Below are 24,566 nucleotides of genomic sequence, written 5' to 3'. Positions count from 1 at the left end.
CGTGCGCTTTGTTTTGGACGGTGAGGTCCATGATCTGACCGGCATCGACCCGACGATGACGGTCCTGGAACTGTTGCGCTATCGCCTGCGCCGCACCGGGACGAAAGAGGGATGCGCGGAGGGCGACTGCGGCGCCTGCACGGTACTCATCGGCGCGCTCGCTGGAAACGCGGTCGTCTGGCGCGCGGTCAACGCGTGCATCCTGTTCGTGCCGATGCTGGACGGCAAGGCACTGCTCACCGTCGAGAGCCTGGGCGGCAGCCACCAGGTCCAGCACGAGATGGTGGAACGGCACGGCTCGCAATGCGGCTTCTGCACGCCCGGCATTGTCATGTCGCTGGTCGGCCGCTCGATGGGCGCGCTGGGGACGCAAGGCCTGCCGGTCGCCGACGTGATCGCCGGCAATCTGTGCCGCTGCACCGGCTATGGCCCGATCCTGGCGGCCGGCGAGGCGGTGCCGATGACCCCGCGCGATGACGGCGCGACGATCGCGGCGCTGAGGGCGATCGCCCGGACGGAGCCGCTGGCGCTGTCCTATGCCGACCCGCTGTCGGGCACGACCCGCCTGGGCTTCGTCGCGCGGACGGAGGGCCAACTCGCCGCGCTGCTGGTCGATCACCCGGACGCGCGCCTCGTCGCTGGTGCGACCGACGTCGGCCTGTGGGTGACCAAGCAGCACCGCGTGCTGCCGACGGTCATCTTCATCGGCGACGTCGCCGATCTCCGCGGCATCGAGGAGACCGACGCGGGCCTGCGACTGGGCGCGGGTGTCCGCTATTCCGAGGCATGGCCGGCGCTGGCCCGCCTACACCCCGCGCTCGGCGAGCTCGTCCGCCGCATTGGCGGCACGCAGGTCCGCAACAGCGGCACGATCGGCGGCAACATCGCCAACGGCTCGCCGATCGGCGACATGCCGCCCGCGCTGATTGCGCTCGGCGCGGAGCTGACGCTGCGATGCGGCGACGCAGGTCGGACGCTGCCGCTGGAGGACTTCTTCCTCGCCTATGGCCGGCAGGACCGCCGTCCGGGCGAGTTCGTGGAGAGCGTCTTCGTCCCCCGTCCGGCGTCTGGCGCGCTGATCCGCGTCGACAAGCTGTCGAAGCGGTTCGACAGCGACATCTCCGCCGTCTGCGGCGCGTTCGCGCTGCGGATCGAGGAGGGACGGGTGGCCGGCGCCCGCATCGCGTTCGGCGGCATGGCGGGCACGCCGCAGCGGGCGCGCGCCTGCGAGACGGCGCTGATCGGCCGGCGCTGGAACGAGGCGACGGTCGAGGCGGCCGTGGCGGCGCTCGCCGACGATTATCGGCCGCTCACCGACGTGCGCGGCAGTGCGGGCTATCGACGCGATGTCGCCGGCAATCTGCTGAGGCGGCTTTGGCTGGAACAGGCCGGCGAGCCGATCAGCGTGCTGGCGCTGGCCGGTGGCTGACCGCGATCCGCGACGCTCGCGCGCCGTCTCGCGCTCGCTGCCGCACGACAGCGCGGAGGGCCATGTCGCCGGCCTCGCCCGCTATGCCGACGATCTGTCGGAGCCCGCCGGGATGCTCCATTGCGCGTTCGGTCAGAGCGTCATGGCGCACGCGCGAGTCGCATCGATCGACCTCGCCCCGGTGCGCGCCGCCCCCGGCGTCGTCGCGGTGTTCGCGGCCGGCGACATCCCCGGCGACAACGACGTCAGCCCCGTCGCGCACGACGATCGCCTGTTCGCGGACGGCGAGGTGGTGTGCGTCGGCCAGTCGCTGTTCCTCGTCGCCGCGACCAGCGCGATCGCCGCGCGCCGGGCGGCGCTGCTCGCCGTCGTCGACTACGAGCCGCTGCCGCATGTCGTCACGATTGCCGACGCGCAGGCCGCGGGCTCGCTGATCGAGGCGAGCCAGCGGATGGCGCGCGGCGACGCGAAGGCCGCGCTCGCCGCCTCCCCGCACCGCCTGTCGGGCACGCTCGAGATGGGCGGGCAGGACCATTTCTACCTGGAAGGCCAGATCGCGGTCGCGACGCCGGGCGAGGATGGCCAGGTCCACATCCTGTCCTCGACGCAGCATCCAAGCGAGATCCAGCACCTCGTCGCGCGCGTTCTGGGGGTGAACCACGCCGCCGTGACCGTCGAGGTTCGCCGGATGGGCGGCGGGTTTGGCGGCAAGGAGACGCAGGCCTCGCTGTTCGCCGCCGGCGCGGCGCTCGTCGCGGCGAAGACCGGCCGTGCCGCCAAATGCCGCGTCGATCGCGACGACGACATGGTGATGACCGGCAAGCGCCACGATTTCGCGACGCGGTACGACGTCGGCTTCGACGGCGCGGGACGGATCGCGGGCATCCGGCTGGAGCTCGCGTCGCGCTGCGGCGCGACCGTCGACCTGTCGCCGGCGATCAACGACCGGGCGATGTTCCACGCCGACAATTGCTACCATTTGCCGGCGGTCGAGATCGTCTCGCATCGGCTGCGGACCAACACCGTGTCGAACACCGCCTTTCGCGGCTTCGGCGGCCCGCAGGGGATGATGGTGATCGAGCGCGCGATGGATGCGATCGCCGCGCACTTGGGCGTAGACCCGCTCGCGGTACGGACGGCGAACCTCTACGGTCCTGGTCGCGACGTGACGCCCTATGGCATGACGGTCGCCGACAATGTCGCGCCCGAGCTGATCGCCGAACTCGCGACCCGCAGCCGCTATGCCGAGCGTCGCGCCGAGATCGCGACCTGGAACACCGCGCATTGCGTCATTAAAAAGGGCATCGCTCTGACCCCGGTGAAGTTCGGGATCAGTTTCACCACCACCCACCTCAACCAGGCAGGCGCGCTGGTGCTGGTATATGCGGACGGCTCGATCCAGCTCAACCATGGCGGGACGGAGATGGGGCAGGGGCTGTACATCAAGGTGGCGCAGATCGTTGCCGACGTGTTCGCCGTGCCCACCGACACCGTCCGGATCACCGCGACGCGGACGGACAAGGTGCCCAACACGTCCGCCACCGCCGCCTCGTCGGGCACCGACCTCAACGGCATGGCGGCCCATAATGCCGCAGAGACGATCCGCGCGCGCCTTGTCGCCTTCGCCGCGGGGCATTTCGGCGTGGCCGAAGCGGCGGTGCGGTTCACGCCCGACGGTGTGTTCGCCAGCGCGGAGCTGGTGCCGTTCGCGCATCTGTGCCGGCTGGCGCATCTGGGCCGGGTGTCGCTCAGCGCCACCGGCTTCTATGCGACGCCGGGCATCGCCTATGATCGCGCGAGCCACACCGGGCGGCCGTTCTTCTACTTCGCCTATGGCGCGGCGGTGTCGGAGGTCGCGATCGACATGCTGACCGGCGAGCACAAGGTGTTTGGCGTCGACATCCTCCACGATGTCGGCCGCTCGCTCAACCCGGCGATCGACCTCGGCCAGATCGAGGGCGGCTTTATCCAGGGCATGGGCTGGCTGACGACCGAGGAACTGGTGTTCGACGCGGCCGGCCGCCTGCTGACCCACGCGCCGTCCACCTACAAGATCCCGACCGCGAGCGACCGGCCGGCGCGGATGGACGTGCGGCTGTGGACACCCGGCCGCAATGCCGAGCCGACGATCCACCGGTCAAAGGCGGTCGGCGAGCCGCCGTTCATGCTGGCAATCTCGGTGTTCTCGGCGCTGACACAGGCGGTGGCCGCCGCCGTGCCCGGGGTGGGCCTGCCTGCGCTCGATGCTCCGGCGACGCCCGAGCGCATCCTCGCGGCGATCGGAGCCTTGCGCGGACGTGTCGTCTGATTGGGGCGCCTGACTGGATCGGCGAGCTCCGCTCGGCGCTGACCGCCGGGCCGGTGGCGATGGTCGGCGTGCTCGCGACGCAAGGCTCGGCGCCGCGTGGGGCGGGCACCCGGATGCTGGTGACGGCAACAGGCCAGCACGGGACGATCGGCGGCGGTCGGCTGGAGCTGCTGGCCAGCGACCAGGCGCGCGCCATCCTTGCCCGACCGGCGGGTAGCTGGCGCATCCAGGACTATCCGCTCGGCCCGATGCTGGGACAATGCTGCGGCGGCCGGGTGCGGCTGATGGTCGAGCATGTCGACGCAGGCGACGCCGGCTGGCTGGACCGGGCGGCGAGCGGCCGGATGCTGATCTCCCGGTTCGACCACGACCGGGTGGCGCGATCGGTGACGGACGAGGCCGCGCCGGTGCGGCTCGCGGCGCAGGGCGAGCGGCCCGCGATCGGCACCGTGCTCGTCGAGCGGATCGGCGAGCACCGGCGGCCGCTCTACCTGTTCGGCGCCGGGCATGTCGGCAAGGCGATTGCGGCCGCGGTGGCGGCGCTGCCGTTCACGCTCGCCTGGTTCGACACGCGCGAGGATCAGGCGGCGCTCGCGGGCGCGGTCCACGCTCCGGTGGATGACCTCGCCGCCTGTATCGGCGACGTGCCGGCGGGCGCGGCGGTCCTGGTCCTCACCCACGATCATGCGCTCGACTATGCGCTGGTGCTGGCCGCGCTGCAGAGCCGTGCGTCGTTCGTTGGGCTGATCGGATCGGCGACCAAGCGCGCGCGGTTCATCGCACGGCTGGCGCGGGAGGGCGTCGATGCGGCGCGGTTGACCTGCCCGATCGGGCTGCCCGGGATCGTCGGCAAGGAGCCGGAGGTGATCGCCGCCGCGACCGCCGCACAACTCCTCGCGCTGCGCGGTAACGTGCCTTGATCGTCTCAGCGTCAGGCCATCATCCCGCTACCGTCGCGGGCGCCGGTCAGGTCTGGACCAGCCAGCGCCGGTCGTCCTGAAGGCCGACCGCGGTCAGCCGCCCCGTCCGGTACGCGCCGGTGTCGACGCCGATCCGGTGCGGCCGCCACTCCACCTCGTCCGTTGCGGTATGACCGTGTACGATCGTCTTCTCCAATGTGCCGCGGTGATCGAGGAACGGCGTGCGGATCCAGCGCAGGTCCTCGGGCCGTTGCGCGTCGAGCGACCGCTCGGGATGAACGCCGGCATGGACGAAGGCATAATCCCCGAGCACCACCATGTCCTCGAAGCTCGCCAGGAACCGGCGATGGCAGTCGGGGACCGCCGCGACGAGTGCGTCGCGAAGTTCGTCATAGTCCATCCGTTCGTAGCATTCCGGTTCGATGCCATAGCTGATCGCCGTCTCGCGCCCGCCGATGCGGCAGAAGCCGCGCATGGCGCGGGAGCCGCCTTCGAGGGCTGCCAGGAACACCTCCTCGTGATTGCCCATCAGAAAGCGGGTTTCCGGGCGCGCCGCCTTCAAGTCATGCAGCCGCGCGACCACCGCCGCCGATGCCGGACCGCGATCGATCAGGTCGCCGGTGAAGATGATGGTGGGGGCATGGATGCGTCGCTCCTCGGCATCATCGTCGATGGACGCGATCAGCCGGTCGAGCAGGTCGATACGTCCGTGGACGTCTCCGACCGCATAGACCGACACTCCGGTCGGCAACGATACCGACGACGGTTTCAGACGGGATTTGAACGGGTTGAACATGAAAACGCAACTACACCTTCAGCGATGAAGGCACCCGCCGTAGCATGGCATTTCCGCGGCGTCAGTGGTACTTTTGAGCCCGTAACCCCGCGAGATCGGCGTCCGGTCGCTTGCCTCGCGATCGACGACCCGATCGCGAGGAGGCGGTTCCCTGCGGCGATCAGCTCGCCATCCGCAACGGCTCGCGCCCGGCGATGCTGCGCGGCTGGTCCGGCCAGATGCCGCGCGTGTCGAGCACGCGCTTGCCGGCGCGCTCGTCGAGTGGGACCGAGCGGAAGACGTCGTGATCCACCAGCACGATCATCACCGGACAGGTTTCGAGCGCGGTGTCGATGTCGATCAGCCGCGCGCCCGCATCGGCAAGCGTCTTGGGTAGGGCGGGGGCGTAGGGTTCGACGATCCGGACCCGGTCGCCGAACCGCGCCGCGAGCGTTTCTGCGACCCGCAGCGCCGGGCTCTCGCGGAAGTCGTCGATGTTTGCCTTGAACGCGAGCCCCAGGCACGCGACCGGCGCGCCGGGCGGTGCCGCCGTCACCAGCGCCGTGGCCTGCGCCACGACATGGTCAGTCTTGCCGTCGTTGACCTCGCGCGCGGTGCGGATCAGCGGCGAGTGCTCGGGATCGGCGTGGACGAGGAACCAAGGATCGACGGCGATGCAATGGCCGCCGACGCCTGGTCCCGGCTGCAGGATGTTGACGCGCGGATGACGGTTGGCGAGGCGGATCACCTCCCAGACGTCGACGCCCATCGTGTCGGCAAGCAGCGACAGTTCGTTGGCGAAGGCGATGTTGACGTCGCGGAACGCGTTCTCGGTCAGCTTCGTCATCTCGGCCGCGCGCGCGGTGGTCGTCACGCAGGCGCCGCGCACGAAGCGTCGATAGAAGCTCAGCGCCTTGCGCGCGCAGCGAGGCGTGATGCCGCCGATCACCCGGTCGTTGTCGATCAGTTCGACCAGGATGCGGCCGGGCAGCACGCGCTCGGGGCAATAGGCGATGGCGATGTCCGCCTGCTCGCCGCCCGCGACGCGACCCGGCACCTTCAGGTCGGGGCGCAGGCTCGCGAGCAGATCGCGCACCTTCTCGGTGGTGCCGACAGGCGACGTCGACTCGAGGATCACGGTGTCGCCGGGCTTCAGCACCGCTGCGACCGTCGTGGCGGCGCGCAGGACGTAGCCGATGTTGGGCGCGTGATCGTCCGCGAACGGCGTCGGCACCGCGATGACGAAGACGTCGGCGGGCTCGATCTGCAGCGACGCGCGCAGCGAGCCGCGCGCGACGACGCCCGAGACGAGGCCGTCGAGATCGACCTCCTCGATGTGGACGCGGCCCGAATTGACGGTGTCGACCACCGAGGCCGTCACGTCGACGCCGAGCACGCTCGCGCCCGTGCGCGCGATCACGGCGGCGGTGGGCAGGCCGATATAGCCCAGGCCAACCACGACGACCTTCAGGTCAACGGCCTTTTGACTAGCGTCCGACAGCATCCGCGATCACCCCGGCTATCCGTGCCGCGGCATGGCCGTCGCCATAGGGATTATGGGCGCGGGCCATGGCGGCGTAGGCGGCCTTGTCGTCCAGAAGGGTGAAGACTTCGGAAACGATGCGCTCTTCGTCCGCGCCGATCAGCTTCGCGGTTCCCGCCGCGATGCCTTCGGGCCGCTCGGTCGTCTCGCGCATCACCAGCACCGGCTTGGCGAGCGCGGGCGCCTCCTCCTGCACGCCGCCCGAGTCGGTCAGCGCGAGGTGGCACAGGCCCAGCGCACGGACGAAATGCGGATAGTCGAGCGGCGCGACTTGGGCGACGTTCGGGCAACCGCTGAGGATCGAATCCATCACGGGGCCAACATTGGGGTTGGGATGGACCGGGAACAGCACCGCGACGTCCGGTCGATCGGCGATCCGCGCGATCGCCCGCGCGATCGCCGCCATGCCGCCGCCGAAGTTCTCGCGCCGATGGGTGGTGACGAGCACGATCCGCTTGCCGGCGAACCGCTCGGCGACCGGATCGAGGCCCACTGCCAGCGCCGGGTCCTCGGCGATGCGGGCCTGCGTCCAGTGCAGCGCGTCGATGACCGTGTTGCCGGTGACGTGGACGCCCGCTGTCACGTTCTCGCGCGCGAGCGCCGCCGCCGCGGTGTCGGTGGGAGCGAAGTGCAGGTCGGCGATCGGCGCGACGATGCGGCGGTTCACCTCCTCGGGCCAGGGATGGTAGATGTCGCCCGATCGCAGCCCCGCCTCGACATGCGCGACCGGCACGCGCCGGTAATAAGCGGCGAGCGCGCCGGCCATCGCCGTGGCCGTATCGCCCTGGACGACGACGCGGGCCGGCGCCTCCGCGTCGATCACCTCGCCGAGCCCGGTTAGCAGCCGGGCGGTGAGCCGGTCGAGCGACTGGCCGGGCTCCATCAGATCGAGGTCGATGTCGGGCGTCAGCCCGGCGATGCCGAGCACCTGATCGAGCAGGCCGCGGTGCTGCGCGGTGACGCAGGTGCGGACACGAAGGCCGGGCCGTTCCGCCAGCGCGCGAACGACGGGGAACAGCTTGATCGCCTCCGGCCGGGTGCCAAAGACGACGAGGATGGTTGGGCGTGCATCGGACATGATGGACTGATAGCCTGATGCGATTAATGGCCGGTCAATCGCGCTCCGCCTTGCGAGTGGTGTGTCGGCGGGTGGTCGAGCATCGGCTGCCATAGCTTCGACTACCGGGGCAAGACGGTGTATGCTCAGGCGGGCTTGGTAATGGTGCTAGCCCGCGGCGATGTCGGGCCGGCCATCCGCGACTATGACCGTACCCCGCTGAGATCGCGGCCGAAGTCCCTAGAACGCGTTGCGGTGCCAGATGACGCGCACGGTCAGGAAGATGATCTTCAGATCGCGCCAGATCGACCAGCTTTCGAGATACTCCAGGTCCGCGTGCAGCCGGTTGCGCAGATCGTCCTCAACCAGCGTCGCGCCGCGGAACCCGCGCACCTGTGCGAGGCCCGTCAGCCCCGGCTTGGCGGCGTGGCGGTTCCAGTAGCGCTGATCCACTTCCCAGAACAGCTTGTCCGCCGCACGCGATCCGAGCGCATGGGGGCGTGGGCCGACGATGCTCATGTCGCCCTTCAGGACGTTGAGCAACTGCGGCAACTCGTCGATGCTGGTCTTGCGGATGAAGCGTCCGCAGCGCGTGATCCGGTCATCGTCGCGCGAAGCGGATCGATTGCCGGCGCCGTCCGACCCGCTGACCGACATGCTGCGGAACTTGAGCACCTTGAACATCTGGTTGCCGCGCCCGATCCGCGTCTGCCGGAACAGGACCGGTCCCGGGCTGTCGAGCCGGACCCACAAGGCGACGATCGCCATCAGCGGCGCGATGCAGAGCAGCACGCTGCCGGCTAGCACGACGTCGAAGACACGCTTGATGCACCGATCGGTGAGGTTCAGTGGACCGGTGGCGACGATCACCGAGGGCGTGCCGTCACGCGCGCCGAGCCCCACCGGCGCGAGATCGGCGAGCTCCGGGATGACGATCTCTCCCTGGATGTTCGCGCCGCGCAGTGCGCCTGCCCACGCCGCGCGCCGCTCGGGCGCACACGAGATCACCACGCGATCCGCCATTTCGAGGGACTTGGCGAGCCGGTCGTACATGACGGGATCGTGGCCATCGGGATCGAAATAGGTGTCCGCCGCCATCACCACCGAGAACTCGCCGGCAGGACGCGGTTCGTCGCCGTCGATGATCAGGATGCTGCTGAACGGATTGCCGCCGACAATCGCGGGCAGGTGGCGCACGAACGCGTACCGACAGATGGCCAGCAGCAAGATGGCCGCGCTGGAGGCCGCCGCGAACTCGAGACGCGAAAACCGGTCGCTCGTCTTCAGGTAGAAGCCGAGAATCAGGAGCGCGCACAAGGATGCGGCCAGCGCCTTCACGCCCCGACGGATCGCGGCGAACGGATCCTGCAGCACGACAGGCGCATAGGCGTGGATGTTGAGCGCGACCAGCGCATAGATCGGCAGCAGCCAGGACACGACCGAGAACCATTCGTCGTCGAAGGCGACGCCCCGCCGCACGAACACCGCGACGACGAAACTGCCGGCGATCACCAGACAATCCAGCATCAGCAGGTACGCGAAGGAGCGCACCCGCAACACTGAGCTGCGCGGGCGCCAGCGCGTTCGCGGTGCCGGAACAGTCGGAAGCGGAAGGATCGGTGCTGGCACCGCTCCCCCCGGCGTGTTCGTCGCAGTCATGACAACTAACTTATGTGCCATATCATCGCTCCCTCACGATGATCCATATCGCCTGGTCGTCTTGACATTGGTTCTATATTGCATTGCAACATGGTTCAATGCACCTGTGTGTCACCGGGTCGAGATTACGCCCGAACAGCCGGAGCATGTCGGGTCTTTCGGCAGTTTGAGCGTCTTGAACCGAAACATTGCCACATCGACGATTAACAGCGACCCAACGGGATCGCTGCCGAACGGCGCGAGGGCGCGGATCGTCTCGGCCGCCGCAAGGCTGCCCATGACGCCGGCGACGGCCCCAAGCACGCCCGCCTCCGCGCAACTGCGGCCCGGCTCGTCGATCGGATCGCCGACCAGGCAGCGGTAGCACGGCTGGTCCCCCTGCCATCCGCGATAGACGCCGAGCTGGCCCTCGAACTGGGCCACCGAGGCGGAAACCAGCGGCAGCCGCAACGACACGGAAGCATTCGACACCGCCAGCCGGGTCGCGAAACTGTCGCTGCCGTCGAGGATCACGTCGACATCGGCCAGCAACGCGCGCGCATTGTCGGCGGTCAGCCGATCATGGCGCGCCTCGACCGTCACGTGCGGGTTCAGGCGCGCGACCGCCGCCGCCGCTGCCGCCGCCTTGCCGGCGCCCTCGTCGCTCGTCGCGAAGATCGTCTGGCGCTGGAGGTTCGAGGTCTCGACCCGGTCATCGTCGATCAGCACGAGCCGGCCGATGCCCGCGGCGGCGAGATACTGGATCGCCGGCGACCCGATCCCGCCCGCGCCGACGATGCCGACGCTGCCTCGCGCCAGACGCGCCTGCCCGGCACCGCCCAAGTCCGGCAGCACGATCTGCCTGGCATAGCGGTTCAGCTCGTCGTCCGAAAAGCTCACCCGTGGTTCGGCCCGGCCCACGCGATGCTGAGCGTCGTGCGGTACCAGCCGTCCGCACTGGCAGGATCGAGGTGATCGCGCGCCAGCCGCGACAACAGACCCGCGGCGAACTGCTCCACCGTCGCGCACCCGATCGCGCGGGGCACGACGCGCACGGCGACGCCACCGTCGACTAGCACCACCAAGTCGACGCGCAGCGTCGTCGCGCCATGGGCCAACACGCAGCGACCCGCGGACACCTCGCCGCGGACGAACTCGTCGAGGCCCGCAGGTGGATCGGGTCGCCGGTCGTAGCGGAGCGGCGGAAGCACGGCCCAGTCGCTGGGCAGCGGAGGCGAAGCGATCCCGGCCTGGGTGGTGGCGAGCGTCAGCAGCAGGGCGGCGATCATCGACCGGTCGATCCGAATCCGTTGAGACCGCGTTCCGTGTCATCCAGCGCGTCGACCTCGTCCAGCGTCGCGCGCTGGACCGGGGCCGGAACAAGCTGGGCGATGCGCTCGCCGCGCTGCACCGCGAACGGCTCGGCGCCCAGGTTGATGAGGATAACCTTCACCTCGCCGCGATAGTCGCTGTCGATCGTTCCCGGCGTGTTGAGGCAGGTGACGCCGTGGCGCAGCGCGAGGCCCGAGCGCGGGCGGACCTGCACCTCCCAACCCTCCGGGATCGCGAACGACAAGCCGGTCGCGACGGCATGACGCGCGCCGGACGGGATCGTGACGGCCTCGGCCGCGACCACGTCCATCCCGGCCGCGCCGGTGGTGGCATAGCCGGGCAGCGGCAGGTCCACGCCGTGCGCGAGGCGGAGAACGGCGATGCGGATCGGGGGCAGGGAACCGGTCATGGTCGAGGCCCGGCGAAGACGGCGGCGATGCGGGCGGCGAGGCGGTTGGCGACCTCGGCCTTGGGCAGCGACGCCCAGGTCTCCACGCCTGCGGAAGTGACGAGGTGGACGGCATTGCACTCGCCGCCCATCACGCCAGAACCTGGGGGGCCGGACACGTCGTTGGCGACGATCCAGTCGACGGCCTTGCGACTCCGCTTGGCGACGGCGTGTTCCATCACCTGCTCGGTCTCGGCCGCGAACCCGATCAGCAGCGATGGCCGCCGCGGGTCGGCGGCGAGGCGCGCGAGGATGTCCGGATTCTCGATCAGTCGCAGCTCGGGCGCGCTGGCGGCATCCTTCTTGATCTTTTGGCCGACCGTCTCGACGCGCCAGTCGGCGACGGCGGCGACCAGCACCGCGATGTCGGCGGGTAGCGCGGCATCGACGGCGGCGGCCATCTGGAGCGCGGTCTCGACCTCGATCCGCTCGACGCCACCAGGCGTGGGCAGTGTCACCGGCCCCGCCACCAGCGTCACCCGCGCGCCGCGTTTGGCAAGCTCGGCGGCGATCGCGAAGCCTTGCTTGCCCGACGAGCGGTTGGCGAGATAGCGGACCGGATCGATCGGCTCGTGCGTCGGCCCGGCGGTGACGATCGCGTGCCGGCCGACGAGGTCCTGCGCCACAAAGGCAGCGGCGGGCGCGAGCATCCGCTCGATCGCGGCGGCGATGGCGGCGGGCTCGGGCAGGCGGCCCGGGCCGAACTCGCCGCATGCCATCGCGCCGTCGTCGGGTTCCAGGACCGTGACGCCGTCGGCGCGCAGCCGGGCGACGTTGCGGACGGTGGCGGGATGCCGCCACATCCGCACATTCATCGCCGGCGCAGCGAGCACCGGCTTGTCGGTCGCGAGCAGCAGCGTCGTCGCGAGATCGCCGGCGAGGCCCGCCACCATGCGCGCCATCAGGTCCGCGGTGGCGGGAGCGACCACCACCAGGTCCGCCTCGCGGCTGAGCTGGATATGGCCCATCTCCGCCTCGTCCTTCAGATCCCAGAGGCTCGTGAACACCTGATCCTCGCTGAGCGCCGCGAGCGTCATCGGCGTGACGAACCGCGCGCCGCCGTCGGTCAGCACGCAGCGCACGGCGTGGCCGGCGCGCCGCAGCAGCCGGATCAGCTCGCACGCCTTGTACGCCGCGATACCGCCGCCGACGATCAGCAGGATGCGCTTCATCGGACCAGTCCTCCCCGCTCGACCCTTGTCACGGTGATGCGCCGCCTGTCGAGCGCGGCCGTCGACAGGGCGCGCAGTGCGTCCGGCACGGCGAGCAGGCCGAGCGGCAGCAGCGGCGCAACGATCAGCGCCGCGTTCGGCGCTTCGAGCGCGGCGATCAGCGCCGCTTCGAGGACGATCAGTGCCAGCACACTCAGGGCGACGGGCTCGCGGCGGGTCGCCCAGCCGGCAATCGCCAGCACGACCAGCGGCAGTGCGAGGCCTGACGGCAGGGCACGCAGGCCGGTCGCCCAGCCGAACGACGCGAGCGACGCGTACACGCCGAGGCCGTCGGGAGCGGCATGATCGGCTCCAGCCGGGACGACGATGCCCAACGCCCGAGCGTTTAGCGCGACCGCGACGACGCCCGCCAGGATCACGACGGCCCAGCCAGCCGCCGCTTGCCTCGACCGCGTGCGCCACGCGGCCAGCAGCATGACGAGCGCATAGGGCAGCGCGGCCGGCGTAAGCATCGTCGCCGCGAGGCCCAGCGCCGCCGGCTCGACCGTGCGGCCCGGCGCCGCCCTGGCGAGCGACAGCGCGACGAGCAACCCCGCCCAACCCTCGGGCACGGCCACCAGCGCCGGTCGCAGGGTGATCGCCATGCCGAGAAGCATCAGCAGCAGCGCGCCGGCCCGTGCGCGCCGGCCGGTCAGCCTGTCACCGAACCCGGCGTACCAGGCGAGGACGACGAGCACCGCCAGCAGCATCATCGCCGCGGATGCGAGCGGCGCCGGTGCTTGACCTTCGATCACCGACAGGGTGGGCAGCGGTATCGTCCGCACCGACGCGGGCAGCCCACTACCCTGGGCCGTGTCCGTCGCGACCGCGTAGAAGTCGCCGCCGTGCCGAACGCCGTCCGCGAGCGCGCTGTCCACTGCGGCGTCGATCGGGTCCGCCGTCGGCGCCCGTGCTGCGATCAGCGCGACCAGCATCAGCACGGCGACGATCGCGAGCCAGGCTTGCGCGGAACGACGACCGAGGCCGGCGAAGCGGCCCGGCGACGCGAGCCATGGCCGTCCCTTACGCCTAGGCGTCGCGGGCACGGCGGTGGTCATGGGTGCAGCGTCGCCCAGGTCGCCAGCACGCCGACGGCGGCGCCCACCGCCGCGATCAGCGCGGTGCGCCAGCCGCTCCCGGGCCGCAGCAGCGCGATCTGGCGCAGCGGCGGCGCGGGCGGAGCGCCGCCCGGGGCGGGGAAGCGGTCCTCGATCCGCCGCACCAGCTCGGGCAGCCGGGCGAGCGTGCGCAGGTTCTCGCGGATGCCGTCCGCCAGCGCTGCCTCCGGGCCCAGCTCGGTCCTGATCCATTCGCCGACGAACGGCTGCGCGACGTCCCACAGGTTGATGTCGGGATCGAGCGTGGTCGCGACGCCCTCCACCATCACCATCGTCTTCTGGAGCAGCAGCAGATGCGGCTGCGTCTCCATCTCAAAGTCGCGGGTGATCGAGAACAGCGAGTCGAGCATCGTTCCGATCGACATCTCCTTCACCGGCAGCCCGCGCATCGGCTCGCCGACCGCGCGCAAGGCGGTCGCGAACTCCTCGACGCTGTGATGCGCGGGGACGTATTGCGCCTCGAAATGGATTTCGGCGACGCGGCGGTAGTCGCCGGTGATGAGCCCATAGAGGATCTCCGCCAGCCACAGCCGCGCGCGCCGGTCGATCCGGCCCATGATGCCGAAGTCGATCGCGGCGATCCGACCGCTGCCGTTCGCGCCGGCGACCGCGAACAGGTTGCCCTGGTGCATGTCGGCATGGAAGAAGCCGTCGGCGATCGCCTGGCGCAGGAACGCGTGGACGAGCGTCGTCGCGAGCGCGGGCAGGTCGTAGCCTGCGGCGACGAGCGCGGCGCGGTTCGACAGCTTGATGCCGTCGATCCATTCGAGCGTCAGCACCTTGCCGGTGGTGCGCGCCCAATCGATTGCGGGGACGTGGAAGCCGGGTTCCGCCACCATCGTCTCGGCGAGTTCCGAAGCCGACGCCGCCTCGCGGCGCAGGTCGAGCTCGCGTGCGGTCCAGCGGCGGAAGTTCGCCATCACCAGCCTGGGGCGCAGCCGGGCGAGCTCGCCGCCCATCCCCTCGACCTGCGCGGCGGCCCACTCATAGGTGTCGATGTCGCGCGCGAACTCCTCCTCGACATGCGGGCGGAGCACCTTCACCGCGACGCGGCGCCCGTCGGGCGTGACCGCGCGGTGGACCTGCGCGATCGAGGCGGCGCCGACCGGCACCTCGTCGAACTGGGCGTATAGTTCGCTGACCGGCCGGCCGAAGCTCGCCTCGATCGCCGCGCGGATCGTGTCGTAGGGAACGGGCGGCAGCGCGTCCTGGAGCCGCAACAGGTCTTGCGCCGCGGCCTCGCCGACGATGTCGGGCCGGGTCGCGAGCGTCTGGCCGAGCTTGATCGCCGCCGGGCCGATCGCCTGCAGCGCATCGGCGTAGCGCGGCACCTTGGGGACGCGGGCACCGATCCGCGCGATCCGCACGAGCCGGCGCAGGCCAGGTGGCGTGTTCGGGTCACGCTCGATCCCGCGCAGCGCGCCATGGCGGGCGAGGATGCGGCCCCAGCGGATCAGCCGCCACAGGTGGACGGCGGGCGCGGTCATCTGCTTACCCGCTCCGGACCACTAAATCTTCCAGCCGCTGTGGATCGCGACCAGCCCGCCCAGCAGCGGCTCCACCGACGTCCGCACGAACCCTGCCTCGCCGACCATCGCCTCGAACCGGTCCATGTCCGGGAAGCGTCGGATCGACTCGACCAGGTAGCGATAGCTGTCCGAGTCGCCCGCCAGCATCCGGCCGAGCCTGGGCACGACCGTGTGGGAGTAGGCGTCGTACACCTCTTTGAACCCCGGCCATTGGGTGGTCGAGAACTCGAGGCAATAGAAGCGCCCGCCGCGGCGCAGAACCCGGTGTGCCTCCTTCAGCGCGGCCGGGATGTCGGTCACGTTCCGGATGCCGAACGCGATCGTGTACGCATCGAACGAACGATCGGGAAACGTCAGCGTCTCGGCATTCTGCTCGGTCCAGATGAGCCCGGTGACGCCGCGCTTGGCCGCGCGCGCCACGCCGACGTCGAGCATCGCCGGGTTGATGTCCGCGACCGTAACCTGCGCACCCGACACGGCGAGCCGGAACGCGACATCGCCGGTGCCGCCCGCCATGTCGAGGATCGCCTCGTCCGCGCGTGGCTTCACGCGGCGCACGAACCGGTCCTTCCACAGCCGGTGCATGCCGCCCGACATCGCATCGTTCATCAGGTCGTAGCGTGACGCCACGTTCCTGAACACGCCGCCGACGCGGGCGGTCTTCTCCTCGGGGGAGACGTCTTCGTAGCCGAAGGACACGGTATCGCTCATCGGCGCGTCCTACCCGTGCGGCGGTCGCAACGCCACCGCCCTCGCACTATCTGAATACGATGCCCGAACTGCCAGAAGTCGAGACGACCGTGCGCGGCCTGCGCCCCGTGCTGGAGGGCGCGCGGCTGGCGCTCGTCGAGCCGCGCCGTGCGGACCTGCGCCGTGCGTTCCCGGTCGACCTGCGCCAGCGGCTGACCGGCGCGACCGTCACCGGCCTGTCGCGGCGCGCCAAATATGGCCTGATCGATACCGACCGCGGCGACACGATGATCTTCCACCTCGGCATGTCGGGCCGCTGGCGGGTCGATCCGGGCGAGCTCTTGGCGCACGACCATCTGGTGCTGGAGACAGGAGTGGGGCGGCGGCTCGCGCTGCACGATCCGCGCCGGTTCGGCTCGGTGGACCTGTGGCCGACCGCCGACCTCGCCACTTTTCCGGCGTTCCGGGCGCTGGGCCCCGAGCCGCTGGGCCTTGGTCTCACCGGGGCGATGCTGCTAGCGGCGTTTCAGGGCCGGCGCGCACCGATCAAGGCGATGCTGCTCGACCAGCGGATCGTGGCGGGGCTGGGCAACATCTATGTCTGCGAGGCGCTGAACCTCGCGCGGATCGCGCCGTCCCGCGCGGCGGGACGGATATCGCTGTTCCGACTCGATCGTCTCGTCGATGCCGTCCGCAGCGTGCTCCTCGCCGCGATCGAGGCGGGCGGCTCGACGTTGCGGGACTATGCGCGGCCGGACGGCGAGCTCGGCTATTTTTCGAAACAGTGGCGCGTCTACGGGCGGGAGGGAGAGGCGTGCCCGGCGTGCGCCTCGCCCGTCCGCCGCCGCGCGGAGGGCGGGCGCTCCACCTTCTGGTGCCCGGCCTGCCAGCGCGGCTGACGGGCGGTTGACCTGTCGGGCGCGTCTGGCTAAGGCGCGCTCCAGCAAGGGCGGCGGGCAGGTTCCGCCGCTCCTTTTTCCGTCCCATCAGGTCAGAGGCAGTTTCATGGCGAATACGCCGCAAGCGAAGAAGCGAATCCGTCGCAACGACCGTCGTGCCGAGGTCAATGGCGCGCGAGTCGGCCGGATCCGCACCTTTGTGAAGAAGGTCGAGGCCGCGCTCGCGTCGGGCGACAAGGCCGCCGCGGAGACTGCGCTGCTGGCAGTCCAGCCCGAGCTGGCGCGTGGCGTGTCCAAGGGTGTGCTCCACCGCAACACGGCCGCGCGCAAGTTCTCGCGCCTGACCAAGCGGCTCTCCGCGCTGGCCTGACGCCAGGCGATCTCAGTACCGATCGACCAGCCCGCCGGTGGTTCCGGCGGGCTTTTTCGTGCCCTGTGAACGGGGCGGCGACGGCGTTGAAAACGCTCGATTCCTGATTTGATTCGAGTCCGCCGCATCAATCGGATCAACAAAACTCAACGATAACAACCACTTAAAAGAATTATGACGCATTTCTGCGGCTGAATGGCTGTCAATCCGCTTTATTTCAAAAATGAGACGCGGGCCGACCTTGATCGTTTACCCGAAGGCTTCATAACCAACCCATCGCACCGGCTCCCGCCGCTGCGGTCGCTTTGAAATCGACGGAGTCGGCGTGGCCTCGGCCGCGAACGAGGACGTTTGTGCCGCTGGCAGGGGTGGTCGCGACGACGGCGTTCGCGGCCCCGGGAGAGATGTGCGTGAATGCTTTGCGAGGGGAGGACGACGCCGACGGCATCCTTGCCCGCGCATGGAACCAGGTCCGCGCCAACCTGCGCGACTCCGCCGGCGCTCGGCTGTTCGACCAGTGGCTCAAGCCCATCGAGCTGATCGCGGACCAGGGTCAGGGCAGGGGCGGTTACGACACCGTCCGGCTGGCGCTGCCGTCCGCGTTCATGACCAACTGGGTGCGCAACCATTACGCCGACCGGCTGGTCCACGAGTTCCGGCAGCTGGTCCCCAACGTCCGCAGCGTCTGCATCGAGACCCGCACCGCCGCTCCCGAACCGCCGGTGCTGGCGATCGAGCCCGCCGCCCCCGCCATCGTAAGCCCCGCGCCCGCCCGGCCGGCGGCGGCGGCCGTCAATCCCGCGGCGTCGCCGGCGAGGCCGTGCGCCGAGCGTCCCGCGCTCGATGCGCGGCTGACGTTCGACCGGTTCGTGGTCGATGGCTCCAACCGCGTCGCCTGCAACGCGGCGCGCGCGCTTGCCGAGCCGGGCGTGCCGCGGTTCAGCCCGTTGTTCCTCCATTCGGGCACGGGGCAGGGCAAGACCCACCTGATGCACGCGATCGGCCACGCCTTCCTGGCCGCCGAGCCAGGCGCGAGCGTCGTCGTCATGTCCGCCGAGCGGTTCATGTTCGAGTTCGTCCAGGGCCTGCGCGCGCGCGATACGTTCGCGTTCAAGGCGCGGCTGCGCTCGGCGGACCTGCTGCTGATCGACGACCTGCAGTTCATCGCCGGCAAGGACGCGACGCAGGAGGAGTTCTTCCACACGGTCAACGAGATCATGGCGGCGGGCAAGCGGCTGGTGATCTCCGCTGATCGCTGCCCGCAGGCGCTGGACGGGGTGGAGGCGCGCATCCTCGGCCGGATGGCGGTGGGGCTGGTCGCCGACATCAAGGCGCCGAGCGCGGAGCTGCGCCGCACGATCCTCGACCGCAAGCTGTCGGACCTGCAACGTGATGGCACGGACGCGCGTGTGCCCGCCGACGTGCTGGACCTGCTCGCCAACCGGATCCACGCCAACATCCGCGAGCTGGAGGGGGCGCTCAACCGCGTCGTCGCCTATTCGCACCTGACCGGCGAACCGATCGACCTCGACTTCGCGGTCGCCACGCTGGGCGAGGCGCTGCGTGGTGGCCAGCGCCGCGTGACGATCGACGACATCCAGAAGCTCGTCTCGCGCCATTTCGAGCTGAAGCCGCTCGACCTCGTCTCCGAACGCCGCGCCCGCGCGATCGCGCGGCCTCGCCAGATCGCCATGTATCTCGCGAAGCGGCTGACGACGCGGTCGCTACCCGAGATCGGCCGCAAGTTCGGCGGCCGCGATCATTCGACCGTGATCCACGCGGTGCGCCGGATCGAGGAGCTGCGCGGTACGGACCGCGACATCGACGACGCGGTGCGCGTCCTGATGCGGGAGCTGGAGGGGTAGAATACACCGGTCCCCGCCTTCCGTTCACCCTGAGCTCGTCGAAGGGCTGTCCTTCTTGGCAAGTAAAGGCAGGGCTTCGACAAGCTCAGCCTGAACGGAGGTTGGGGTTTACACCTGCAACCCCACCGCCCGCTGTGCCGCCAGCAGCGTCGGCGCCGCCAGCGTCCGTGCCCGCTCCGCCCCCTTCGCCAGCACCGCCGCCACCGCGTCGCGATCGGCCATCCGGCGCGCCAGCTCGTCCCGGATCGGCGCCAGCACCGCGATGGCGAGGTCCGCGAGCGCCGGTTTGAACGTGCCGAAGCCCTGGCCCGCGACCTCGTCGAGCACCGCCTGCGGCGTCGTGCCCGCGAGCGCGGCCCGGATCGTCACCAGGTTGCGCGCCTCCGCTCGATAGGCGAGACCCTCGATCGTCTCGGGCAGCGGCTCGGCATCGGTGCGGGCGCGGCGCAGTTTCTGCGCGATCGCGTCGTCGCCGTCGATCAGGTTGATGCGCGACGCGTCCGACGGGTCGGACTTGCTCATCTTGGCCGTTCCGTCGCGCAAGCTCATGATCCGCGGCGCGGCGGCGGAGACGAACGGCTCGGGCGCGGTGAACAGCTCTAGCCCGAAATCCTGGTTGAACTTGACCGCGATGTCGCGCGCGAGCTCCAGATGCTGCTTTTGGTCGTCACCCACCGGCACGTGCGTCGCCTGGTAGACGAGCACGTCGGCCGCCTGCAGCACGGGATAGGTGAACAGGCCGATCGACTGGCCCTCGCGGTTCTTGCCGGCCTTGTCCTTCCACTGCGTCATGCGATTGAGCCAGCCGACGCGCGCGGTGCCGCCGAGCAGCCAGGCGAGCTCCGAATGCGCGGGCACCCGCGCCTGGTTGAACAGCACCGATCGCTCGGGATCGATCCCGCAGGCGAGCAAGGTCGCCGCCATCTCGATCGTGTTCGCCGCCAGCTCGGCGGGCACGACGGGCTGGGTCAGCGCGTGGAGGTCGGCGAGGAAGAACAGGCACTCGTCCCCGGCTTCCATCGTGTCCTGCATCGCCACCCATTGCCGGATCGCGCCGAGATAATTGCCGAGGTGGAGGTTGCCGGTGGGCTGGATGCCGGAGACGACGCGCATGAAGTGGTCCTAGCGAGCGATCAGGGACGCGCCGGCCGACGCACCAGCGCGGTGAGGTCGGCGAGGCGGAAAGCGCCGAACGCGAGCGCCGCGCCGGCATAGACGGCGGCGCCGAGCCCGACGAGCAAGGTCAGCGCGCCCCAGCGCTCCACGGCGCCGATCGCGTGCATGTGCGGCGCGAATCGGTCCGACAGGACGTACAGCACCACGCCCATCAGCACCGCCGCCGCCGCCAATCGCACCGTGCGCCGTCGCAGCCGCGCGTCCGCCACGAAATGGCCCCGCTTCACGAGCGTGCGATAAAGCAGCACCACGTTGACGGTGGAGGCGAGCGCGGTCGCGAGCGGCGGCCCGACGTGCTTCAGCGGCACGATGAAGGCGAGGTTGAGGACCAGGTTCACGACCATCGAGATGGTGGCGTAACGCACCGGCGTGCGCGTGTCGGCGCGCGCGTAATAGCCGGGGGTGAGCACCTTGACGAGGATGTACGACGGCAGGCCGATGGAGTAGCCGGCTAGCGCCTGCGCGGTCTTCATCGCGGCGACCGGATCGAACTTGCCGTGCTGAAACAGCGCCGCGGTGATCGGGCTGCCGGCCGTGATCAGCGCGGCGGTGGCGGGCAGGGTGAGCAGCAGTGCAAGCTCCATGCCGCGGTTCTGCGTCGTCATCGCCTCCGCCTGCGCGCCCCGTCCGAGCTGCGCGGAGATGGTCGGGAGGAGGACGGTGCCGAGCCCGATGCCGATCAGCCCGAGCGGCAACTGGTTCAGCCGATCGGCGAGGTAGATGTACGTCACCGAACCGTGCGGCAGCAGGCTGGCGGCAAGCGCGGTGGAGACGACGAGGTTGATCTGCACCGCGCCCGCGCCTGCGGCGGCGGGCCAGACGAGCGCCAGCAGGCGGCGCACGTCCGGGTTCATGCGCGGCCATTTCAGGCGCAGGTGAATGCCGTTCCTGCGGCAGTTGTGCCAAAGCCAAGCAAGCTGGAACGCTCCCGACACGGTCACCGCGATTGCCTGGTTGCGCGCCGTCGCCTGCGGATCATGGGTGTGAAACAACAGCAGCGCGGCGATCAACGTCAGGTTGAGCAGGATCGGCGCCGCTGCCGCGACCCAGAAGCGATGCATCGAATTGAGGATGCCGCCGAGCAGCGACACCACGCTGATGAGCAGCAGATAGGGAAACGTCCACCGGCAGAGCTGCACGACAAAGGCGAATTGCGCCGGCGTCGCGTCGCTATACCCAAAGGTGAGCAGCCAAGTGACGGGCCATGCGGCGAGTTCGACGGCGAGCGTCATGAGCAACAGTATCGGCAGAAGCACCGACAGGGCGTCGTCGGCGAACGCGACACCGTCGACCAGCCCCCGCCCTTCGGGATCGCCGACCTTGCGGTTGAACATCGGAATGAACGCGGCCGAAAAGGCCCCTTCCGCGAACAGCGCCCGAAACATGTTGGGCAGGCGGAACGCGACCAGGAATGCGTCCGACGCGAAGCTCGCGCCGATGAAACGGGCGAACAGCGCGTCGCGGATCAAACCCAGCACTCGGCTGGCGAGCGTCAGCCCGCCCACCGAGCCAAGCGCCTTGCCGAGATTCATGAGGCGCGAAGGGTCATGGAGTGGCGTTCATGCCGCGCGAGGCTGCGGTCGAACGGTCAGGCGTGGCCGGCGTCGGGGACGTTGGCCTGCTGCGCCTGGCTCTGCTGGAGGAACAACTGGTTGAAGTCGATCGGCTCCAGCAACAGCGGCGGGAAGCCGCCGTCGCGGATCGTGTCGGCGACGACCCGGCGCGCGAACGGGAAGATCAGGCGCGGGCCCTCGGTGAGCAGATAGGGCTGGATCTGCTCGGCCGGCACGTTGCGGAAACCGAACAGTCCTGCGTAGGTCAGGTCGACGATGAACGCGACGGTGCCGTCCGTCTCCGCGCGGATCTCGACCTTCAGCGACACCTCGTGCACTTCCTCGCCGACCTGGTTCGCGCCGATGTTGAACTGCACGTCGATCGCGGGCGCGGTCTGGTTCTGGTACACGCCGGGCGCGTTCGGGTTCTCGAACGACAGGTCCTTCACATATTGCGAGATCAGGCCGACGGCGGGCGCGGTATCCTCGCCGTTGCCGGGACCAAAGCCGTTCGGGTCGATCGCGGGGGAGAAAACCTCGTCGGCCATGGGTGGGTCCTTGATCACAATGGGGCAGGGCGCGACGGAAGGCCCGTCGGACGATGGGCGCGCCTAGCAGGAGCGCCCCCCCCTTTCAATGTCGCGCGGCGCGTGCGACCTTTGAACTCCGGTCGCGTTGTGCCTATGTTGCGTCTTCACCAACATGCATTTCGGAGGCTCGGTGCCCTACGTCGTCTTGCTCCTGATGCTTGCGGGTTTCGCGGCGCTTCGCCTGTATGCCGTGCTCGGCAAGCGTACCGGCCACGAACAGCAGCCGCTGCCCAAGGCCGCGGACAAGCCGGCGCCGCTGATGGCGGTGCCACGCACGGCCGAGCCGATCGTCGATCAGCGCGATGTCGCCGCACGGCCGATCGATCCGGCGGCCGAGCCGGGCCTGCGCGCGATCGTCGCCGCGGAGCCAGCGTTCGACGTCGGCCAGTTCGTCGCCGGCGCGCAGTCCGCCTATCGCATGGTCCTGGACGCGTTCTGGAAAGGCGATGCGGATCAGCTCGGCTGGCTCGTCGAGCCCGACGTGCAGGCGGCCTTCGTCCAAGCGATCGAGGCGCGCGACACCGCCGGGCATCGGCTCGACAACCGGCTCGTCTCGATCGAGCGCACGACCATCCTCGACGCCGCGCTGTCGGGACGCGATGCGCGGATCACCGTACGCTTCGACGCGGACATCGCGGCAGTGACCCGGGACGTGGATGCGCAGGTGATCGCCGGCTCCATCACCGACGCGGTGGAGACGCACGATGTGTGGACGTTCGCGCGGACGCTGAAGAGCGCCGATCCGAACTGGAAGCTCGCCGACACCGACGAAGCGTGAGGCCTGTGTCAGGCGGAGCGGCCGGGTGGCTGCGCCGGGCGGCGCCTGCTGTCGTGGCGCTACTGTTGTCTGCCTGTGGCGGTCGTCTGGTCCCGCCAGGCGAGGCCGGCCAACAGCCTGACCGTGCAGCGCCCGAACGGCCCCGGTCCGCATCGGTCCGACACACGCCCTCGCCCGCCCGCCAACCGGTCGCGGCGGTACCGATCGCATCGGCGCCGTATCTTCCGCTCCCCGGGGCCACGACGGCTGCGGCTGCCGGCATCGTGCCCGGCCCGCCCGTGACGAGCCTCGCGATGACGGGCGCTGGCGCGGCTTTCGCGTCGTTCCGCGCGAGCTGCCCCTCGCTCCTCCGCCGCACCGATGCGACAGGCTTGACGCAGCCTGCCGACTGGCAGCCGGCGTGCGACGCGGCCGCGCGCACCGATCCCGCCGACGCCGCCGACTTCTTCGCCCGCTGGTTCGAGGCGGTGCAGGTCGGCGACGGCCGTGCCTTCGCCACCGGCTATTACATCCCGGAGATCGCCGCCTCGCTCGATCGCCGTGCAGGCTACGACCAGCCGATCTATGCCCGGCCCACCGACCTGATCGACGTCGACCTCGGCCAGTTCTCGGACGCGCTGAAAGGCAAGAAGATCAGGGGTCGCGTCAACGGCACCGCGCTCGTCCCCTATTACGACCGCGCGGCGATCGAGGCCGGCGCGATCGAGGGCCATGCCCGCGTGCTCGCCTGGGCGGCCGACCCGGCCGAGCTGTTCTTCCTCCAGGTCCAAGGATCGGGCTTGCTGCGGCTGCCCGACGGCATGGTGATGCGGATCGGCTACGACACGCAGAACGGCCGCGACTATACCGGCATCGGCGCGCTGATGAAGCAGCGCGGCCTGCTCGCGCCTGGCCAGTCGAGTATGCAGGGCATCGTCCGCTACCTCCACGACAATCCCGACGAGGGCCGGCGGATCATGGACGAGAACCGCAGCTTCGTGTTCTTCCGGGTGTTGACGGGCGATCCGGTCGGCTCGCTAGGCCTGCCGGTGATCGGCGGGGTCAGCGCGGCGGTGGACCCGAAGTTCGTGCCGCTCGGCGCGCCCGTCTTCCTGTCGATGGACCGCGCCGACGCCAGCCGGCTGTGGATCGCGCAGGACACCGGCGGCGCGATCAAGGGCGCGAACCGGTTCGACATCTTCTGGGGATCGGGCGACGAGGCGACCGCCATCGCCGGCGGCATGAGCGCGCACGGGACGGCGTTCCTGCTGCTGCCGCTGGGCACGCTGGCCCGCACCGGCGCGGCCATGCCGGGAGGGAGCGTCGATGGCGGAGCGGCGCCCCGATAGGCCGAAGGC

The 24,566-nt window shown here is 70.1% G+C and carries 22 protein-coding genes; 8 read left to right on the top strand and 14 right to left on the bottom strand.

Going from position 1 to position 24,566, the window contains the following annotated elements:
* Position 1 precedes the first annotated feature (1 nt).
* The 3 genes from xdhA to xdhC are packed head-to-tail and all read left to right on the top strand — an operon-like array spanning position 2 to position 4,657.
* Entirely contained in the window at positions 2 to 1,429 is a 1,428-nt protein-coding gene (gene xdhA / locus ACFE65_RS03605; protein WP_375380974.1) for a xanthine dehydrogenase small subunit, read from the top strand.
* Positions 1,422 to 3,737, top strand: coding sequence for a xanthine dehydrogenase molybdopterin binding subunit (gene xdhB, locus ACFE65_RS03600; protein WP_375380973.1), 2,316 nt, complete (start codon positions 1,422 to 1,424; stop codon positions 3,735 to 3,737). Before xdhA ends, xdhB begins: the two co-directional genes overlap by 8 nt.
* A 59-nt stretch (positions 3,738 to 3,796) precedes the next feature.
* Positions 3,797 to 4,657: a xanthine dehydrogenase accessory protein XdhC gene (gene xdhC / locus ACFE65_RS03595; protein WP_375381077.1), complete on the top strand. Its 861-nt coding sequence runs from the start codon at positions 3,797 to 3,799 to the stop codon at positions 4,655 to 4,657.
* Positions 4,658 to 4,703: 46 nt separating this feature from the next.
* Here xdhC and ACFE65_RS03590 read toward each other — a convergent pair whose 3' ends face one another.
* From ACFE65_RS03590 to ACFE65_RS03540, 11 genes are all read right to left on the bottom strand, one after another.
* Positions 4,704 to 5,453 (bottom strand): metallophosphoesterase family protein, encoded by a 750-nt coding sequence (locus tag ACFE65_RS03590; protein ID WP_375380972.1) that lies wholly within the window; start codon positions 5,451 to 5,453, stop codon positions 4,704 to 4,706.
* A 160-nt stretch (positions 5,454 to 5,613) separates the two neighbouring features.
* Complete coding sequence (gene wecC / locus ACFE65_RS03585; RefSeq protein WP_375380971.1) at positions 5,614 to 6,936, bottom strand: UDP-N-acetyl-D-mannosamine dehydrogenase; 1,323 nt, start codon at positions 6,934 to 6,936, stop codon at positions 5,614 to 5,616.
* Positions 6,920 to 8,053, bottom strand: a complete 1,134-nt coding sequence (gene wecB / locus ACFE65_RS03580; RefSeq protein ID WP_375380970.1) for a non-hydrolyzing UDP-N-acetylglucosamine 2-epimerase — start codon at positions 8,051 to 8,053, stop codon at positions 6,920 to 6,922. The genes wecC and wecB overlap by 17 nt, the downstream gene beginning before the upstream one ends.
* A gap of 219 nt (positions 8,054 to 8,272) precedes the next feature.
* Entirely contained in the window at positions 8,273 to 9,583 is a 1,311-nt protein-coding gene (locus ACFE65_RS03575; RefSeq protein WP_375380969.1) for a sugar transferase, read from the bottom strand.
* A gap of 219 nt (positions 9,584 to 9,802) precedes the next feature.
* The gene (locus ACFE65_RS03570) at positions 9,803 to 10,570 is read right to left on the bottom strand and encodes a ThiF family adenylyltransferase (RefSeq protein WP_375380968.1); all 768 of its coding nucleotides are present in this window, start codon (positions 10,568 to 10,570) and stop codon (positions 9,803 to 9,805) included.
* On the bottom strand, positions 10,567 to 10,959 hold the full coding sequence (locus tag ACFE65_RS03565) for a hypothetical protein (RefSeq protein ID WP_375380967.1): 393 nt from the start codon (positions 10,957 to 10,959) through the stop codon (positions 10,567 to 10,569). Before ACFE65_RS03565 ends, ACFE65_RS03570 begins: the two co-directional genes overlap by 4 nt.
* Positions 10,956 to 11,411, bottom strand: coding sequence for a dUTP diphosphatase (gene dut / locus ACFE65_RS03560; protein ID WP_375380966.1), 456 nt, complete (start codon positions 11,409 to 11,411; stop codon positions 10,956 to 10,958). The genes ACFE65_RS03565 and dut overlap by 4 nt, the downstream gene beginning before the upstream one ends.
* A complete protein-coding gene (gene coaBC / locus ACFE65_RS03555) occupies positions 11,408 to 12,622 on the bottom strand; it encodes a bifunctional phosphopantothenoylcysteine decarboxylase/phosphopantothenate--cysteine ligase CoaBC (protein WP_375380965.1) in 1,215 nt (404 codons plus the stop codon). Before coaBC ends, dut begins: the two co-directional genes overlap by 4 nt.
* The gene (locus tag ACFE65_RS03550) at positions 12,619 to 13,719 is read right to left on the bottom strand and encodes a hypothetical protein (protein ID WP_375380964.1); all 1,101 of its coding nucleotides are present in this window, start codon (positions 13,717 to 13,719) and stop codon (positions 12,619 to 12,621) included. Before ACFE65_RS03550 ends, coaBC begins: the two co-directional genes overlap by 4 nt.
* Positions 13,716 to 15,266 (bottom strand): 2-polyprenylphenol 6-hydroxylase, encoded by a 1,551-nt coding sequence (gene ubiB / locus ACFE65_RS03545; protein WP_375380963.1) that lies wholly within the window; start codon positions 15,264 to 15,266, stop codon positions 13,716 to 13,718. Before ubiB ends, ACFE65_RS03550 begins: the two co-directional genes overlap by 4 nt.
* A 21-nt stretch (positions 15,267 to 15,287) precedes the next feature.
* Positions 15,288 to 16,019, bottom strand: a complete 732-nt coding sequence (locus ACFE65_RS03540) for a class I SAM-dependent methyltransferase (protein WP_375380962.1) — start codon at positions 16,017 to 16,019, stop codon at positions 15,288 to 15,290.
* Between the two features lie 59 nt (positions 16,020 to 16,078).
* Between ACFE65_RS03540 and mutM the strand changes: the two genes are divergently transcribed.
* The 3 genes from mutM to dnaA all read left to right on the top strand — a co-directional run bounded on the left by mutM (position 16,079) and on the right by dnaA (position 19,132).
* A complete protein-coding gene (mutM, locus tag ACFE65_RS03535; protein ID WP_375380961.1) occupies positions 16,079 to 16,897 on the top strand; it encodes a bifunctional DNA-formamidopyrimidine glycosylase/DNA-(apurinic or apyrimidinic site) lyase in 819 nt (272 codons plus the stop codon).
* Positions 16,898 to 17,003: 106 nt separating this feature from the next.
* Positions 17,004 to 17,267, top strand: a complete 264-nt coding sequence (gene rpsT / locus ACFE65_RS03530; protein ID WP_375380960.1) for a 30S ribosomal protein S20 — start codon at positions 17,004 to 17,006, stop codon at positions 17,265 to 17,267.
* A 404-nt stretch (positions 17,268 to 17,671) separates the two neighbouring features.
* A complete protein-coding gene (dnaA, locus tag ACFE65_RS03525; protein ID WP_375380959.1) occupies positions 17,672 to 19,132 on the top strand; it encodes a chromosomal replication initiator protein DnaA in 1,461 nt (486 codons plus the stop codon).
* 108 nt (positions 19,133 to 19,240) lie between these two features.
* Here the strand turns inward: dnaA and trpS are convergent, their stop codons facing one another.
* The 3 genes from trpS to secB are packed head-to-tail and all read right to left on the bottom strand — an operon-like array spanning position 19,241 to position 22,409.
* Positions 19,241 to 20,245, bottom strand: coding sequence for a tryptophan--tRNA ligase (trpS, locus tag ACFE65_RS03520; protein ID WP_375380958.1), 1,005 nt, complete (start codon positions 20,243 to 20,245; stop codon positions 19,241 to 19,243).
* A 20-nt stretch (positions 20,246 to 20,265) separates the two neighbouring features.
* Positions 20,266 to 21,840 carry a murein biosynthesis integral membrane protein MurJ gene (gene murJ, locus ACFE65_RS03515; RefSeq protein ID WP_375380957.1) on the bottom strand — a complete coding sequence of 525 codons (1,575 nt, stop codon included), beginning with the start codon at positions 21,838 to 21,840 and terminating at the stop codon, positions 20,266 to 20,268.
* Positions 21,841 to 21,896: 56 nt separating this feature from the next.
* On the bottom strand, positions 21,897 to 22,409 hold the full coding sequence (gene secB / locus ACFE65_RS03510; RefSeq protein ID WP_375380956.1) for a protein-export chaperone SecB: 513 nt from the start codon (positions 22,407 to 22,409) through the stop codon (positions 21,897 to 21,899).
* A gap of 172 nt (positions 22,410 to 22,581) precedes the next feature.
* On the opposite strand from secB, the gene ACFE65_RS03505 reads away from it, so the two are divergent.
* Entirely contained in the window at positions 22,582 to 23,229 is a 648-nt protein-coding gene (locus ACFE65_RS03505; RefSeq protein WP_375380955.1) for a Tim44/TimA family putative adaptor protein, read from the top strand.
* Positions 23,226 to 24,557 carry an MltA domain-containing protein gene (locus ACFE65_RS03500; protein ID WP_375380954.1) on the top strand — a complete coding sequence of 444 codons (1,332 nt, stop codon included), beginning with the start codon at positions 23,226 to 23,228 and terminating at the stop codon, positions 24,555 to 24,557. The genes ACFE65_RS03505 and ACFE65_RS03500 overlap by 4 nt, the downstream gene beginning before the upstream one ends.
* Positions 24,558 to 24,566: the final 9 nt, after the last annotated feature.

It is taken from the genome of uncultured Sphingomonas sp. (genome assembly GCF_964237335.1).
GTDB lineage: Bacteria > Pseudomonadota > Alphaproteobacteria > Sphingomonadales > Sphingomonadaceae > Sphingomonas.
Note: the sequence above shows the minus strand (reverse complement) of the source record. Positions and strands in the feature narration are given on the sequence as shown.